This is a genomic window from Streptomyces bicolor (assembly GCF_000719285.1).
Taxonomy (GTDB): Bacteria; Actinomycetota; Actinomycetes; order Streptomycetales; family Streptomycetaceae; genus Streptomyces; species Streptomyces bicolor.
This window is the reverse complement of record NZ_JOFS01000001.1, coordinates 460,452-475,759: the sequence shown is the minus strand read 5'-3', so window position 1 is coordinate 475,759 and position 15,308 is coordinate 460,452. Positions and strand designations below refer to the sequence as shown.

At 72.2% G+C, this 15,308-nt stretch carries 16 protein-coding genes; 8 read left to right on the top strand and 8 right to left on the bottom strand.

Features of this window, described 5'->3' with window-relative positions:
* The first annotated feature begins 121 nt into the window (after positions 1-121).
* Positions 122-2,104 carry a hypothetical protein gene (locus IF78_RS0102085; protein WP_031475275.1) on the top strand — a complete coding sequence of 661 codons (1,983 nt, stop codon included), beginning with the start codon at positions 122-124 and terminating at the stop codon, positions 2,102-2,104.
* Here the strand turns inward: IF78_RS0102085 and IF78_RS0102080 are convergent.
* Positions 2,076-2,495: a hypothetical protein gene (locus tag IF78_RS0102080; RefSeq protein WP_031475277.1), complete on the bottom strand. Its 420-nt coding sequence runs from the start codon at positions 2,493-2,495 to the stop codon at positions 2,076-2,078. The genes IF78_RS0102085 and IF78_RS0102080 overlap by 29 nt on opposite strands.
* A gap of 285 nt (positions 2,496-2,780) precedes the next feature.
* On the opposite strand from IF78_RS0102080, the gene IF78_RS0102070 reads away from it, so the two are divergent.
* The 3 genes from IF78_RS0102070 to IF78_RS0102060 all read left to right on the top strand — a co-directional run bounded on the left by IF78_RS0102070 (position 2,781) and on the right by IF78_RS0102060 (position 4,511).
* A complete protein-coding gene (locus IF78_RS0102070) occupies positions 2,781-3,239 on the top strand; it encodes a hypothetical protein (protein WP_031475279.1) in 459 nt (152 codons plus the stop codon).
* Positions 3,236-4,012, top strand: coding sequence for an isocitrate lyase/PEP mutase family protein (locus IF78_RS0102065; protein ID WP_031497982.1), 777 nt, complete (start codon positions 3,236-3,238; stop codon positions 4,010-4,012). The genes IF78_RS0102070 and IF78_RS0102065 overlap by 4 nt, the downstream gene beginning before the upstream one ends.
* Positions 4,013-4,085: 73 nt before the next feature.
* The gene (locus IF78_RS0102060; protein ID WP_031475283.1) at positions 4,086-4,511 is read left to right on the top strand and encodes an NUDIX hydrolase; all 426 of its coding nucleotides are present in this window, start codon (positions 4,086-4,088) and stop codon (positions 4,509-4,511) included.
* Here IF78_RS0102060 and IF78_RS0102055 read toward each other — a convergent pair.
* The 3 genes from IF78_RS0102055 to IF78_RS0102045 form a co-directional block, all read right to left on the bottom strand.
* A complete protein-coding gene (locus IF78_RS0102055) occupies positions 4,498-5,226 on the bottom strand; it encodes a hypothetical protein (RefSeq protein ID WP_031475285.1) in 729 nt (242 codons plus the stop codon). The genes IF78_RS0102060 and IF78_RS0102055 overlap by 14 nt on opposite strands.
* Positions 5,227-5,292: 66 nt before the next feature.
* On the bottom strand, positions 5,293-6,723 hold the full coding sequence (locus IF78_RS0102050) for a prenyltransferase/squalene oxidase repeat-containing protein (RefSeq protein WP_031475287.1): 1,431 nt from the start codon (positions 6,721-6,723) through the stop codon (positions 5,293-5,295).
* 61 nt (positions 6,724-6,784) lie between these two features.
* Entirely contained in the window at positions 6,785-7,387 is a 603-nt protein-coding gene (locus tag IF78_RS0102045) for a TetR-like C-terminal domain-containing protein (RefSeq protein ID WP_031475289.1), read from the bottom strand.
* A gap of 126 nt (positions 7,388-7,513) precedes the next feature.
* Between IF78_RS0102045 and IF78_RS0102040 the strand changes: the two genes are divergently transcribed.
* Positions 7,514-8,422 carry an aminoglycoside phosphotransferase family protein gene (locus IF78_RS0102040; RefSeq protein ID WP_031475291.1) on the top strand — a complete coding sequence of 303 codons (909 nt, stop codon included), beginning with the start codon at positions 7,514-7,516 and terminating at the stop codon, positions 8,420-8,422.
* On the opposite strand, the gene IF78_RS0102035 is transcribed toward IF78_RS0102040, so the two are convergent.
* The 3 genes from IF78_RS0102035 to IF78_RS0102025 all read right to left on the bottom strand — a co-directional run bounded on the left by IF78_RS0102035 (position 8,412) and on the right by IF78_RS0102025 (position 11,891).
* A complete protein-coding gene (locus IF78_RS0102035; protein WP_031475293.1) occupies positions 8,412-8,915 on the bottom strand; it encodes a hypothetical protein in 504 nt (167 codons plus the stop codon). The genes IF78_RS0102040 and IF78_RS0102035 overlap by 11 nt on opposite strands.
* A 93-nt stretch (positions 8,916-9,008) precedes the next feature.
* On the bottom strand, positions 9,009-10,553 hold the full coding sequence (locus IF78_RS0102030) for an MFS transporter (protein ID WP_031475295.1): 1,545 nt from the start codon (positions 10,551-10,553) through the stop codon (positions 9,009-9,011).
* An 18-nt stretch (positions 10,554-10,571) separates the two neighbouring features.
* On the bottom strand, positions 10,572-11,891 hold the full coding sequence (locus IF78_RS0102025) for a jacalin-like lectin (RefSeq protein ID WP_031475297.1): 1,320 nt from the start codon (positions 11,889-11,891) through the stop codon (positions 10,572-10,574).
* Positions 11,892-12,151: 260 nt separating this feature from the next.
* Here IF78_RS0102025 and IF78_RS0102020 point away from each other — a divergent pair, with 260 nt between their 5' ends.
* Genes IF78_RS0102020 through IF78_RS50345 form a run of 3 tightly spaced genes read left to right on the top strand, consistent with a single transcriptional unit; the run spans position 12,152 to position 14,528 of the window.
* On the top strand, positions 12,152-13,876 hold the full coding sequence (locus IF78_RS0102020; RefSeq protein WP_031475299.1) for a PHP domain-containing protein: 1,725 nt from the start codon (positions 12,152-12,154) through the stop codon (positions 13,874-13,876).
* Complete coding sequence (locus IF78_RS0102015) at positions 13,873-14,385, top strand: hypothetical protein (protein WP_031475301.1); 513 nt, start codon at positions 13,873-13,875, stop codon at positions 14,383-14,385. Before IF78_RS0102020 ends, IF78_RS0102015 begins: the two co-directional genes overlap by 4 nt.
* 11 nt (positions 14,386-14,396) lie before the next feature.
* Positions 14,397-14,528, top strand: coding sequence for a hypothetical protein (locus tag IF78_RS50345; protein WP_267882926.1), 132 nt, complete (start codon positions 14,397-14,399; stop codon positions 14,526-14,528).
* Here IF78_RS50345 and IF78_RS0102005 read toward each other — a convergent pair.
* Complete coding sequence (locus tag IF78_RS0102005) at positions 14,507-15,307, bottom strand: ABC transporter permease (protein ID WP_031475303.1); 801 nt, start codon at positions 15,305-15,307, stop codon at positions 14,507-14,509. The two genes, IF78_RS50345 and IF78_RS0102005, sit on opposite strands and share 22 nt — an antisense overlap.
* Position 15,308 lies beyond the last annotated feature (1 nt).

Sequence of the window (15,308 nt, the reverse complement as noted above, 5' to 3'; positions counted from 1 at the left end):
TCACGCCGTCCGCACGCCCAGCCGGAACGACCGCTGCGGCTACCGCCGGGCCCAGGAAGGAACTCACCACCGGCGAGGGTCGCCGCGAGCGGGGCGGGCCGTTTCGGGGAGGATGGCGCTCATGGGTGGGAGAGACGAGCTGGTCGAACTGCTGGAGCGGGCCGGGCTGCTGATCGTGGGGGACTGGCAGGTCGAGGAGGTGCTGCCGCCCCCGATCGCGTGGCGGCAGGTCCTCGCGCCGGAGGCCGAACCGGCCGTCACAGTCGCCGCCGACCGGGCCGACCTGGTGGCGGAGGTCAACGCGCAGTGGCACCGGCTTGCTTGCGAGGCCGGGATCCTCGGCGGAGACGGGATGTTCCTCGTCCACGCCGTCGGCAACCGGTTCGGGCGTTGGGCCAGAGTCCGGCTCGGCGACGGCTGGGATCTGGCCGGAGTGCTGGGCGAGGGGCCCGGGCGGCCGGAGTTCGTGACGGTGTCGCTCGACGGGGACACGCTGGTAGGGGCCGCGACCGGGGAGCGCTCGGTGCGGCTGGTCGTCGTCGACCGGCTGCGGGAGCGGCGGGAGGAGGCGGCACGGGTGGCCGCTGAGGAGACGCCGCAGGAGCGCGAGGCCGCGTGGGCTGCGCTGCTCGAAGCGGCGGAGCCGACGGAGAGGCTGCTCGAGTCGTGGGCGAACGGACTCTCGCTCAACCCGACCACGCCGAAGGAGCTGTGGCCGCGGCTGCTGGAGAGGTCGTCGTACGCGATGTACAAGGCTCTGCCGACGGACGTCGTGGACGTGCTGCTGGCCCACCCGCAGTGGAAGATGCGGTCGAGCGTGGCCGAGCGGCAGCCGAACATCACTGCCGGGCAGTGGAGCCGCCTGATCCTCGCCGAGCAGGAGGAGCGGCACCGGTGGCTCCTCACCATGGTGGCCGCGGACCGCTGGGTCGAGCTCGACGAGGAGACCTGCCGTCGGCTCGCCGCGGATCCGTCCGCGCGTGTGCGTTCCGAGGTCGCCCGCATCAAGAGCCTGCCCGCCTCCGTGGCGGTCGCGCTGGCCGGCGACCCGGAGGGCAGTGTGCGGTCCGTGGCCTGCCCGGCCGCCTGGCCGTATCTCGACGCCCAGGAGCGACAGGAGCTGTTGAACGACCCGCACGGAAGTGTGCGTGTGGCGGCCCTGCTGCTGCACCACCGGGACCACCCCATGGCCCGCTCGGTGTACGAGCGCCTGGACGGCAAGTCCCGTGTGCTGGAGACCTGTTGGCTGGAGGACGAGCTCGCCGAAGACCTCGTGCGCCACGGCGAGTACGACGAACGCCGTGCCCTGGCGCGCAATCCACGCCTCGCCCCCGACCTGGTCGCTCTCCTCGCTGACGACACCGATGCCGCCATCCGCTTCACCGTGTCGACGCGCGCCGACCTCACGGAGGAGCAACGGGCGGGTATCCGCATCGACTTCGACCCGGGTATCCACTACCACGCCCTCGACTGGGTCGTCGCCCTCCACCACGACCACGACGCCATGCGCCGCCTCGCCGCCTCCTCCCACCCCCTCGTGCGCAGAAGCGTCGCCCGCGCCCGGCACCTGCCGCCGGACGTCGTAGAACGCCTGGCCGTCGACGAGGACCGCGTCGTCCAGCTCTTCCTCGCCGAGTCCTGCGACGACGCTCCAGCCGACATGCTCATGAGGGTGTGGCAGTGGTGGACCGGCAGCCTGAGCACGCCCAACCGCCCGCGCGGCCACCCGAACTTTCCCCGCCGAGGCCTCCTGCGGTACGCCGACGACCCGAACCCCCGCATGCGCCAACTCGCCCTGGACGACCCGGAGTCCACGCCCGCACTGGTGGAGCGGCTCAGCCGGGACCCGAGTGAGGAGGTGCGGTGCCGGGCCGCCGCCGATCCGCGCCTGTCATCGGTGGCGGCGGCACGGCTGTTGGAGGATCCGCACGACGACGTCCGGCACGCCGCGGCCCTGCATCCCCGGCTGCCGGTCCGGATCCTGACCTTGTTGCTGCGGGGTGCCGGCAACGCGGAGACCGCCGCCCGGAATCCGGCGCTGCCCGCCGAGGTGATGCGCCGCATGGTCGAGCGGATCAGCGCGGCCGCGGCGGAAGACGGGTGATCGCGACGAAGGTCGCCAGAGTCGCCAGGGTCCAGGCCGCGTGGACGCCGTAGTCGCCCCACAGGGAATCGGAGGCGCCGGGTACGACGACGTGGGCGAGCCGGACGACGCCCCAGCCGACGGCCAGCGCCGCCACGCAGGCCGGCCAGCGATGCCGTACGCCCTTGATGACGTCGTCGAGCAGCGTGAACACGGTCCCCATGGTCATGGCGAAGGTGCCCTCCCACTCCAGGCCGAGGGCGGCGCCGCCGGCTCCCACGGCCAGGAGGAACAACCAGACAAGGAGCAGGGACACCGGCTGCGCAGGGTCGCGTGGCGTCCCCCTGGGCAGCCAGAAGAAGCGCCGTACGCTTTGCACGACGCCGTGCGGCCGCTTGCTCTTGCCGGACATCGCACCGACCTCCCCCGTCCGCGCGTACCTCGCATGGGTGAGACGCGCCGGACGGGGGCGGTGGTTGTACGTCCGGTCCGCCCGCTCGGCCTCAGGGCTTCAGGCGGGCGATCCGCAGGGTCGTCGTGGTCGGGGACGCGCCGGTCAGCGGGGTCGCTTACGACGGGGTGACCGGCATGGACGCCCAGGTCAGCGTGCCGTCCTTCTGCACCGCGATGTCGCCGGTGATCCGGTGGCGGATCGCTTCGGCCAGCACCGAAACGACACGGGCCTAGCGTTCAGGACATGACCGAAGCCGCCTGCCAGAGCCCCTCCGAAGCCGTCATCGCCATGGTCGACCACGTCCTTGCCCTGGCCACGACCTGGCCGGACTGGGACGGCGAAACGGCCCACCTCGACGACCGCGTCTACACCCCGCACAAGGCCATCCGCCGCGTCGCCGACCACCTCATCGACCACCTGGCCGAGTTGGAGGCCCGGCTGGCCGGCGAGAACCCCCAGCCCGACCATTGGCACGCCTCCGCCATCACCACCGAGGCGGACCTCGCGCCCTTCACCCCACAGGACCTGGACGAGGCCCGCAGCCGGCTGACCCGGCTCGCCCGCATCTGGGCGAACCGGCTCGACGCCCTGAGCGACGAGCAACTCGACGACTCGCCGGGCGACGGCTGGAGCTTCCGCGAACTCGCCCGCCACCTGGGGGGATCGACGTACTACGCCGACGCCGTAGGAGATCTGTCGTGACCGCGTTCGCCGACCTTCACCGCGGCGACGAGCCACTCCTCCTCCCCAACGGCTGGGACCACGCCTCCGCCGCCGTCCTCGCGGCCCAGGGCTTTCGCGCGATCGGCACGACGAGCCTCGGAGTCGCCGCGGCGGCCGGGCTGCCGGACGGGACGTCGGACACCCGCGACGAGACGCTGCGGCTCGCTCTTGCCCTCGGCTCGGGGCCGTATCTGCTCTCTGTCGACGCGGAGGACGGCTACAGCGAGGATCCGGACGAGGTGGGGGAGTTCGCCCGGGAACTGGCCGCCGTCGGAGCCGTCGGCGTCAACCTGGAGGACCGTCTCGGCTCCCGTGCGCTGCACGCCGACAAGATCGCTGCGGTCAAGGCGGCGGCACCCGGTCTCTTCGTCAACGCCCGCACGGACACGTACTGGCTGGGCGACGGAGCCGGGACGATGGCCCGACTCGACGCCTATCAGCAGGCCGGAGCCGACGGGGTGTTCGTCCCGGGACTCACCGAACCCCGGGACATCGCCGCCCTGGTGAGGCATCTCGACGTCCCCCTCAACATCCTCTACACACCGACCGGACCCACCGTCCCCCACCTCGCCGACCTCGGCGTCCGCCGCGTCAGCCTCGGCTCACTGCTCTACCGGCGGGCGCTGGGCGCGGCGCTGGAGACGGCCGTGGACATCAGGGAGGGTCGGACACCGGGCGGTACCGTTCCCTCGTACGGCGCCGTGGACGCGCTGAGCCGCCGGCGCGATCCCGCTCACAGCGCGGGGACGTAGATTCCTGTTACCGTTGACACTTTCCCGGGTATCAGACCCTTTGGACTCATCACCGGCGAGGGACCGAGGAACCATGACCATGGACATCCCCGGCGACAGGCGACTGGCGGCCGCCGTCGTGATGGACGACAAGCAGCGGGTGCTCCTGGTGCGCCGCAGTGAGAAGGAGCGGTTCCTGCCACGGGTGTGGGGCGTTCCCTGCGGGAAGCTGGAGCCCGGTGAGAGTGCCGAGGACGGCGCGCTGCGGGAGCTGAAGGAAGAGACCGGACTGCTCGGCGAGGTCGTCCGCAAGGTCGGCGAGTCCTCCTTCGTCAGTGACTTCCGAGGCCATGAGATCAAGAACTGGCAGGAGAACTTCCTGGTCAGGCCCTTGTCCATGGGGGTCACGCTGCCCGAGCCCGACCAGGCGGCCGCCTGGCTGGCCCCGGCCGAGCTGACGGCGGTCGACATCGACGAGTACAACCTCGACATCGTCCGGCAGGCCTTCACAAAGCCCTGAGCCGCTCCGCCAGTTCACGTAACGCGTCCAGATAGTCCGGCACCTCCAGCGGCACCTTCGCCACCGCACCGGGATGCGGTCCCGCCGCCGTGAACACGTCCGTGTGCCGCCGACGTTCGGCACCGGTCTCCAGGAAGAGCGTCACCGTCGGCACGTCCGTGTCGCACCAGGCCCGGTGCAGGGTGTGCGCGGGCAGCGCGTACGAACTGCCCGCCGCGTACTGCCCCACATGCGTCAGCCGCAGCCGCGCCGCACCGGCCGGCTTCAGCACCCAGTCGGCCGACCGCTCCGCCAGCGACTCCTCGTAGCGGACCGCCGCGATACCGCCGGCATCGTCGCCGACCTCGTACAGCTCCATCGCCAACCGGCCCCGGACGACATAGGACGCCAGGGACGAACGGTGATTGTGAATGTCCTCCTCGCCGATCGCGCCCGCGCCCGGATGCCACACATGCGCGCGCAGCATGTGGCGCGGGCCGCCGTCGATCAGCAGCAGCTTGTCGAAGCCGAGGACATGACGGTAGGACAGCCTCGCGCAGCCTTCCGGATCGCCCTCGCCGGACGCGAGTTCGGCGACCAGCTCGGGCAGCCGGTCGGGGGAGCCGAGTTCGGCGATCACCGAGCGGGCGGCGGTCGCCAGCTCGTGCTCGGGCAGTTCACCGTCCAGCGCCCCGGCCAGCAGCCGCCGCGCCGCCAGGACCTGCCGACCGCCCATGCACTCATCCTCCAAGCGACGCTCCTCATCCGTGAGTTCGGCCACCGGGCCGATACCTTCACGAGGTCAGCCACCGGGCCGATACATCCATACGGCATGCGCGCGCAGCGCCGACAGCCCCTGATAGGTCATCCACATCGGCCGCCGCTGCTCGGCGCTGCCGCCCAGCCGCCAGAACCAGATGCCGTCCGTCTGGCCCGCCCACACCGCGGCGAGGGCCCCGTCCAGCCGTACCCGCCACTCGTCCTCCAGCCCGTCGGCGCGGGCGATCTCCAGGGCGCCCGGGCAGAGCAGGGCGCGGACCAGCCAGGAGGCGGTGAAGTGCCGTACGTTCAGCACCTCGTGACGGGAGGGGTCGTCGGTGCGGGGCCGGCGTACCTCCTCGTGCAGGTTCTCCAGGTCCGGGCAGGTGTCGTGCGGTGCGTCCGGGCAGGACAGCAGCCAGCGGATGCCGTCCTCGCGGGCGGCCCGGGCGCGGGCGGCGCGCGCGTCGCCGTCCTCGCCCAGGACCCGGGCCGCCCGGTCGAGGGCGACGACGGCCTGCGCGGTGTGCAGCGGGGACGGCCTGCCGTACGGCGGCTGCAGGCGGTAGCCCCAGCAGCGCAGATGGTCGCGGCGCGGGTCGCTGATCGCGCCGTCCGCGAGGGCCTCGCGCAGCAGGGGCAGGATGTCGGAGCCGGGCGCGGCGCGCAGCAGCCCGCGCAGCACGGTCGTCACCACGTGGGTCGACTCCCGTCCGGCACGGTCGAGTTGACGCGTGAAGGCGCTCGTGCAGCGGTCCACCTCCGCGGCCAGCCGCTCGCCCGACGCGCCCGCCCGGGCCAGCGCGCCCAGCACCAGCGCGGTGACCTCCGGACGGGCCTCGGACCCCTGCGACCGTGCCGACCAGCCGCCGTCCGGAAGACGCAGCCGCCACAGCGTGTCCACCAGGTCGCCGGTGCTCAGCCGGCCGTCGGGCACGCCGAGGTCGAGCATGATGTGCAGCCCGTACGCGGTGCCGACGGGGGTGGGCCGGGACGGCGAGTCCTCGCCGAGGGAGTGCGGCCAGCCGGTGAGGCGCCCCTGCTCGGGGTCGTCGACGACGGACACCTGGTCGACGAGGGTGGCGTAGGCGGAGGCGAAGACCTTCGGGAGCGGGCCGGGCGCCCCCGGAGCCATCGCGGCGGTTCCCACGGCGGGGGCCCGCGCGGGATCGGCGGACGCCGCTGCCGCCCTGGCGCGGAGCAGCGCCGCCGCCAGCCAGGCCGCGACGAATGTGCCGAGGCCGCTGATCCCGGCGATCACATAGCGGGCGGCCGAACCGTTCAGGGAGTCGGGCAGCACACTGAACAGGAACTGGAACACGCCGTACCCGGCGGCCGCGCACCCGAGGCCGCCGAGCCAGCCGACGAAACGCGCCGGGGGCGAGCTGTCCGGGGATTCCTCGTCGGGAGCGGGAGGTGTCGGGCCGGGCTGACGGGGCGTCAAGGGGCCGCGTCCGAGCTGCTGTTGGGACAAGACGCGCTCCCTCCCCCGTGGCGGCGGCGTGTGACCTCCGCGCAGCCTCCAGTCTAAGTGGTCAGGGTGACAACTGGGGCGGCCGCCGGTCGTGCCCGTTCCGTGGCCAGTTCACGAGCGCCACGTGCAGGGCGTCGACCGCGCGCTCCCAGGACTCCCGTACGTCCCGTGGTGCGCCGAACGCGCCGGTGGACTCCAGGGCGCAGTAACCGTGGAAGGTGCTGCGCAGCAGGCGGACGGCGTCGGTGAGGTCGGGTTCCTCCAGGCCGTAGGCGCGGAGCATGCCGTACGTGATCTCGGCGGTGCGGCGCATCGCGGGGGAGTCGGCGACCAGGGCCTGGTCGATCCGGATCTGGGTGGCCGCGTATCGCCCCGGGTGCCGCAGGGCGTACTCCCGGTAGGCGTCCGCGAAGGCGGCGAGCGCGTCCTTCCCGGCCCGCCCCGCCACCGCGGCGGCGATCCGGTCGATCATCTCCCCGCCGGCCAGCAGGGCGACCCGCGTCCGCAGGTCCTGCAGATTCCGCACGTGCGAGTACAGGCTCGCGTCCTTCACCCCGAAGTGCCGGGCCAGCGCGGACAGGCTGACGTTCTCGAACCCGACCTCGTCGGCGAGCTCGGCGGCGGCCGCGGCGAGCCGGTCGGCGGTGAGTCCTGCGCGAGCCATGGGGCGGCTGACCTCCGGATACGTGACCTGGCCTAGGGCATCTAGGAGGAATCCTAGGCCTCGGGGCGTTGTCGCCGTCGTGATATGGCCCGTCGTCGGGCCGTCGACTGGCTACCTTTGCTTCCCATGACCCACACCGAGATCGAGATCACCGCGGAGCTGGTCCGGGACCTGCTGCACGACCAGCACCCGGACCTCGCCGGACGTCCCGTACGACTGGGTGCGCGGGGCTGGGACAACCAGTTGTGGCGGCTCGGCGACGACCTCGCGGTGCGGTTGCCCTGGGCGACGCCGACCGCGGACGCGCTGCTGCGCAAGGAGCACGCGTGGCTGCCCGGCCTCGCGTCGCGGCTGCCCCTGCCGGTCCCGGTACCGCAGCGCCTCGGCGAGCCCTCCGAGCGGTTTCCGCGGCCCTGGATCGTCACCACCTGGGTACCGGGCGCGCCCGCCGACCGCGATCCCGTCACGCGTGGCGCGGAAGCCGCCGACACCCTGGCCGCCTTCCTGACGGCCCTGCACCGCCCCGCACCCGAGGGCGCTCCCGGCGGCCGTGACGGCCGCGGCGGGGCACTGGCCGACCACGCCAGGGGGTTCGCCGAGGGGCTCACCTCGGCCGTCGAGATGGGGCTGATCCCCGACCCGGACGCCGTCCGCGCGGTCTGGGAGGACGCCGTCGCCGCACCCGGGTGGGCGGGCCCGCCCGTATGGGTCCACGGCGATCTGCACCCGGCCAACGTGCTCACGGCGGACGGCACCTTGTGCGGGGTGATCGACTTCGGTGAGCTGTGCGCGGGCGATCCCGCCTGCGATCTCGCCGCCGCCTGGAACCTGCTGCCGGACGGCGCCGCCGACCGCTTCCACGCCGCCTACCGGCCGACCCCCGACGCCGCGACCCTGCGCCGTGCCCGCGGCTGGGCGGTGCTGCGCGCGCTCGGCGGCCTCCTCATCGGAGAGGCGGGGGTCAGGGGTCGCCCCGGAGGCAAGCCCAGTTGGGGTCCGCCGGCACGGGCGGCGCTGGGGCGCCTCATCGGCTAGGAGGTGCCTGCACGGCGGCGACGCGGGCCAACCTCAGCTCGGTCAACGGCCGCTGGCGGACTTCCTGCAGCCTCCAGCCGTACTCACCGGCGCGCTGCACCGCGTGACCGGCGCCCAACGCACGGTACTTGCGCACGCCCAGGTCCATGTCCCGCTGGATCTTGTTGGCCGACCACTTGGCGAGCACGGCCTCGAGACGCGCCCGGTAGAAGGCGGCGTCGCCTTCGTGACGGAGCTCGGGCCAGGTGACGAACCAGCGGGGCCAGAACGGGACGACCCTCAACACGGTGTCCATCAGCTTGTCGTATCCCTTCTCCACGCCGGGTATCAGGCTGAGCACCTCGATCACGAAGGCGAAGGCAATAAGCACCAGGAAGAGTGCTGCCCACAGCAGCCAGTGCACCGGCGCGTACACCGTGGTGAGCAGGAACTGGCACGTCAGTCGAGCGGTGCCGCGGACGGGCAGGGGATCCCAGGACGGGTCGCGATGCATGAGCTTCTCTCAGGCGTGGGGACAGGGAGACAAGGGCCGTCGTGATCACGGCTGCCGACCACATTGTGCAGCGCGCCGCGAACGGGCCCGCACTCAGCAGCGCTTGCCCTCCGTCACCACCAGCGCCACGTCCTCCGCCCGCACCCTGAGCGCGTGCCGTGTGGTGTCCTCGCCCCGGGACGAGGCCGGGTCCCACAGCCATACGGTGTCGCCGCTCGCCTGGAAGGACAGCACCGGATGCCGGGTCGGGACGGGACCGTTGATGACGGGCGTCTTGTCGCCCACGGGCCGGACGCAGACGAGTTCGGGGCGGATGCCGAAATAGGCCGGAGGGCGTCGGCCCTCGGCGGCCGCGTTCATCGTCCGGTCGGCCGCCTTGTCCAGGTCGTCCAGCGTGATCTGCGCGACCGTCAGGACCGCGACGATCCCCGACAGGACAAGCGCCAGCCGGAAGAACCCGCTGACGGGCGCCTGCACATTGAAGTGCCGGGCCCAGCCGGCCAGCGCGATGAGCACCAGGACGAACGCCACGGCCACCGCCAGCGGCCGGAACGCCACGGCGTACTGCCAGTAGAAGCCGACGTGCACCGCACCGGCCGGAACCCCGAACAGCTCCTCCAGGTAGAGGGCGTGCAGGATCGCCCCGACCCACGGCATGACGAACGGCAGCGGGGCCGCGAGCACGGGCAGGAACCACTGCACATTGCGGCTGAACCAGGAGGCGCTCAGTGCGTACCACAGCCCGAAGAGCGTCAGCCCGATGCCCAGGACCCAGCCCAGCCCGGTGAACAGCCCGTCCAGTCCCGTCTCCTGGGAGCGCCCCCACATCCAGCCGGCAAGCGTCATGGCGGCCGTCAGGATCACCCCGCAGCCCAGCCGGACCAGCTTCGGCGGTGGTGCGTTCGAGGTCATCCACGCGCCCACCGGCCAGCAGATGGCGGCGGGCACCAGCAGCGCCGTGAACCGCCACGGAGAGGTGAGGACGCCGAGAAGAATGCCGCTCGCGACGCAGACCAGCACGGTCGCGGAGGTCACCGCGATCGTCCCCACGTTGCGATGCGGTTCGGCCGGCCCGGTCCCCGACGCACGAGGTCCCATCGACGGGCGTATGTCGTGCGTGTCGGGGTCGAAGGGTGGACCGCCGATGTTGCGTGCGGCCAACTCCGCGAGCGCCCCGTCCCGTTGCTCGTCGGAGTACTCCCCGCGCAGATGCAGGGTGTGCCGTACGTCCAGCCCGCCCACGGCGATCCAGTGCTCGGCCAGCCACCGCATGACCGGGCGCACGTTGTCCGGCACCCTGCGGTGCACGTGGTAAGTGGTCTGCCGCTCGGCCGACTTGGCGGGAATCAGCTTGCTCTCCCGCACCCACAGGTCGAGCTTGCGCCGCTTGGCGAGCGAGGTGAGCCGCTCGACCGCCGTCGGCCGAGCGGTCCACCGGGAGCCGTGGACGGGGATCTCGACGACGAGCCCGGCGTACCCGTCGTCGGCGGTGACCGAGTCCCCGTCCCGCGCGGGCCGTACCCCCCATCCCTGGGCGGCGAACACGCCGGTCGCCAGGTCCAGTTCGTCCTGGTCGTCACGGACCTCGACGACCAGGCGAACCCTGCGGTTGTACGGTCCCTGCGGCTCCGGCGTCACCGGGGAAGTCTCGCACCGTCAGCCGATCGGCGCGTACAGCACCCCCAGCTTGTCGATCTCGTCGCCCGACCGCCCGGTGAAGCCGACGATCTGCCGGCCGGGCGGTGCCGTGAAGGTCTTCGTGTTCGATGTCGCCGTACCGGCGGACAGCGTGCGGCCCTTGTCCGTCGCGAACGACGCCGAGAAGATCCTCGTGCGGCCGTCCTTCTGGCCCTGCGTCAGCTTTACGGCGGTGAGGTGCTCGCCGGGGGCCAGCGTCAGGGAGGCGGCCGTGCCGCCCGTGCCGCCGTGGGTGAGGGTCGTGCCGCCGTCGTGGGTCAGCGAGACCGCGTCCAGACGGGAGGCGCCGCGCAGGGTCAGGGTGCGGGGCGCGGGCGTGTTCGGCAGGTCGTCGGCGTCGTTGAAGGCGGTGCCGTGCGGGCCGCCGAAGAAGTCGCTCGCCGTCAGGGCCGAGTTGAGGGTGTAGGAGAAGTCGACCGTGTGCGGGAAGTGGTCGGATAGGTGCTCGCCGTCCTCACGGAGGAACTTCGCCCAGTCGTTGTTGTAGCGGGTGGCGTTGAGGGTCAGCAGCTCGCTGCCGCGGTAGAGGACCTTGTCCACGACCTCGCAGTCGTTCGTCGGGGCCGTCGCGTCGCACAGCAGCGCGTCGCTGCCCGCCGCCGGTGGCGTGCCGCCCTTCACCAGTTGCACCCAGGCGTCCGTCAGACCGTTCTCGCCGGCGAGCGTGCGGATGTTGTCGCCGGTGCGCGTGTAACGGGTGTTGGTGTCGCCCATGACGATCACCGCGTTGCCGGACGAGTTGGCCTGGATGAAGTCCGACAGCTGCTCGACGTTGGCGCGGCGCGCGGCGAGTGCGGCGTCGTCGGAGTCGGCGTTGGTGTGGACGTTGTACAGGTCCACGAACACGCCCTCGGCGAGGCGCACCCGGGCGAGCGTGAAGCCCTTGGGGGTCAGGCAGTTGGTGCCGGTGCAGGCGTTCCACTTGACCCGCTGGAAGTCCTCGAAGGAGTAGTTCGAGAGGGTGTTGAGGCCGTCGCCGATGGCCGCCCCGCCGCTGGTCGCCGTGCGGTGCGGGTGGGTGTCGTTGGCGTACAGCGAGGCGTGGTAGTTGAAGTCCTCCTGGACGTTGACGATGTCGTACGGGGCGAGGCGCTGCCCGATGAGCGGAGTGTTCGTCTCGGGGTCGCTGTCGCCGAGACCCAGGGGGAGTCCGGCGATGTTGTACGTCAGGACGTTGAAGGTGCCGGAGGTGGCGGCCGTCGCGGGCGTCGCCGCTGTGGTGGTGAGGCCGGTGAGGGCCAGGGCGGCCGCCGCGAGGGTGCCTATCAGTCTTCTCATGGTGGGGGAGTCTCCGGTGGATGGTGAACGGTGAGAAGGTGAGCGCTGCTCAGGTTCGATGTCAACCAGGGTGACGTACAAGGGCCGTTGGGGAAACAGTGAGGGACGTGGCGTTCCGCCGTGTCCGGGGCACCCGGCGGCCACTCGCCGCTGGTTCAACGTTCATGTTTCGCCTTGATCCTCCACAGGCGGCGCAGAAGCGCCGCCCGAAGGCGGCCGCGGACAGCAGTCGTTGAAGGCAGCGGCATGGGGAGGCGTTCATGGGGCACGGGCACACGCACGGTCATCATCACCACCACGGGCACGACCACGACCACTCGCACGACGGGGCGGCGTCCGGCGCCCTGCCCGCCGCCTTCGACACCTCCGTCCCCGACGAGGCCCTGACCCCCGAGCAGCAGTCCCGCCGCACCCTGCTGCGCCGGGCGGGCCTGCTGGGCGCCGGTCTGGCCGCCGGCAGCGTGGTCGCCCCGACCCCGGCCGCCGCCTCCGCTCCCGCCGAGTCCCCCGCCTCCGGCGGCCGCAGGACGAACGGCTTCCTGTGGCTGGCCGGTGACCACCACATCCACACCCAGTACAGCAGCGACGGCAAGTACCGCGTCGTCGACCAGGTGCGTCAGGGCGCCAAGCACGGCATGGACTGGCTGGTCATCACCGACCACGGCAGCGCGACCCACGCCAAGATCGGCGTCGAGAAGGTCAACCCCGACATCCAGGCCGCCCGCGCCGCCTACGAGGACACGCTGGTCTTCCAGGGCCTGGAGTGGAACATCCCCGCTGCCGAGCACGGCACCGTCTTCGTGCACCCCGGCAAGAACGAGGTCTCCGTCCTCAAGCAGTTCGAGACCGACTACGACGGCAGCGTCAAAAGCGCCTCCGACTCGACGCCCGCCAACGAGGCCCTCGCCATCGCGGGCCTCAACTTCCTGGCCGAGCAGGTCGAGCGGCGCAAGGTCAAGGACGCGCTGATGCTCGCCAACCACCCGGCGCGGCGCGGTGTCGACTCCCCGCACGAGATCCGCGGCTGGCGGGACGCCGGCCACACCCGGCAGATCGCCGTCGGCTTCGAGGGCGCCCCGGGTCACCAGGCGGCCGGCCTCCCCGCCCCCCTCGGCATGGCCCGCGCCCGCGGCATCTACGACAACAACCCCAGCGCCAACTCCTTCCCCGGCTACCCGCTGGAGAGCTACCGCACCTGGGGCGGCTTCGACTGGATGACCGCGACCGTCGGCGGCCTGTGGGACAGCCTCCTCGCCGAGGGCAAGCCCTGGTGGATCACCGCCAACTCCGACTCCCACCAGGTGTACGCGGACACCGCGGTGCGCGGCACGGGCGGCGACTTCGCCACCGACGGCCGCTATCCGGACCCCGTCTACGGCGGCAAGATCGACATCACCCAGGGCGACTACTGGCCCGGCCAGTACAGCCGCACGCACGTCGGCTCCGACGGCTTCTCCTACGCCGCCGTCATGGACGGCATCCGCGCCGGCCGCATCTGGGTCGACCACGGCCAGTTGCTCAGCGGCCTCGACGTCCGCGTGTCCGGCGGCCGCCGCTGGGCAACGCTGGGCGGCGCGCTGCACGTCCGCAAGGGCACGAACGTCACGCTGACCGTCGACGTGGCGCCGGCCGGTGGCCCCAACTGGGCCGGTTTCGTACCGAAGCTGGCCCGCGTGGACGTCATCCAGGGCGATGTGACCGGCCCGGCCGCCGACAAGGACACCTTCACCGCGCCGACGGCCAAGGTGGTCAAGTCGTACGAGGTGAACAAGTCGACCGGCACGGTCCGCCTCACCTACGACCTCGGCAAGGTCGACCACCCCGTCTACGTCCGCCTGCGCGGCACCGACGGCAACCGCACCGCCGTCGGCCCGATGGGCGCCGCTGTCGACCCGGCCGGCCCGGCCATCGACGTCGTCGGTGACGCCGACCCGTGGCGCGACCTGTGGTTCTACTCCAACCCGGTGTGGGTCCTGCCCTCGTGACGACGTACGTCCTGACCGTGGACACGGAGGTCCGGGACCTCCGCGCGGCCGACCACCTCCTCCACACGCTGGCGGCCGAACTCGCCCTACCCGAAGGCGCGTTCGGCTGCACCCACCTGGTGCGGGGAGAGCGCCCACATGTGGCCCTCTCCCTCACCCTCCGGTCCGAGCCGCTCCTGCGTACCGCCCAGGAGCGGCTCACCGCCCGCGGACACGAGGTGGCGCCCGGTTCGCCGGACGCGGCGGGCCGGGCGGTGATCTACCCGGGCGTCTCGGCGCTGACCGGCACCCTCACGGTCGCCGACCTGCTCACCCGCTCGGCGATCGACCGCGTCACCGTCCTGGGCACCCCCGGCCGGCCGACCTCGGACACCCGGCTGGTGACCGGCGATCACGTACGCCCGCAATGGCAGAACGGCGAACTGGTCCTGACCGCCATGCCCGCGGTGGGCGGCACCCTCGTGCCCTTCGAGGTGCCGGATCCCACGCCGTGCTGCGCGGACCACTGAGGCGGACGCCCGTGGACGTCCAGGCGGTGCCGTCTCCGGAGCGCAGCCTGGCCCAGGACCGGGGCACCGCACTCGTACGGGCCCTGCTCGTCGGCCTGCTGTCCTCCCTGATGCTGCGATGTCATCCGTTCACCCCTGTGTAGTGCCCCAGCGCCCACCGCCACAGCCCCCGCGCCCCCACGTACGCCACCAGCCCCAGCAGGGGCGAGGACGCCGCCAGCCAGTACGGGACGGCCGTGTCGTGGCCCGTGAGGACCGCCGCCGGGAAGTACGCGACGAAGGCGAGGGGGAGGGCGAAGGTGAGGAAGCCGCCCACTGCCTTCGGGAGGACGTTCAGGGGATAGCTGCCGAACGTGCCGAGGAGTTCCTCCAGCCAGCGGCCCCAGTAGTCGGCGGCGGGATAGCGCAGGCACGCGGAGGCCACCGCCGTGAACAGCGCCGCCTCCAGGAGCATCCCGCCGATGACCGCGGCGATCAGGTAGGCGGTGCGGCCCGCCGTCCAGTCCAGCGTGCTGCGGCTGAGCGCGCCCACCATCAGGCCCGCCGCGACCGTCAGGTCGCCGATCGCGTTGGTCGGGAAGTAGTCGAGCTGGACCTGGCGGTGCACCGGCATGGGGCGCAGGAGATAGACGTCGATCCTGCCCTCCTGGATCTGCCGCCCGATGAAGTGCATGCGGCCCAGGAACAGCACGAACAGGCCGTGTGCGAGCATCCGGATCGCCGGGATCAGCAGGACGTCCGAGCTGTCCCAGCCGCCCATCCCGGCGAACCGCGCCAGCAGCACCGTCGCGAACACGATCACCGACACCTGCCAGATCGCGCCGATCGCGATCATCAGCAGGAACTCCGTGCGGTACTCCATCGCGGCCCGGATGTTCAGCAGCGAGATACGCCAGACGATGCGCAGAGCCTTCAGCGACATC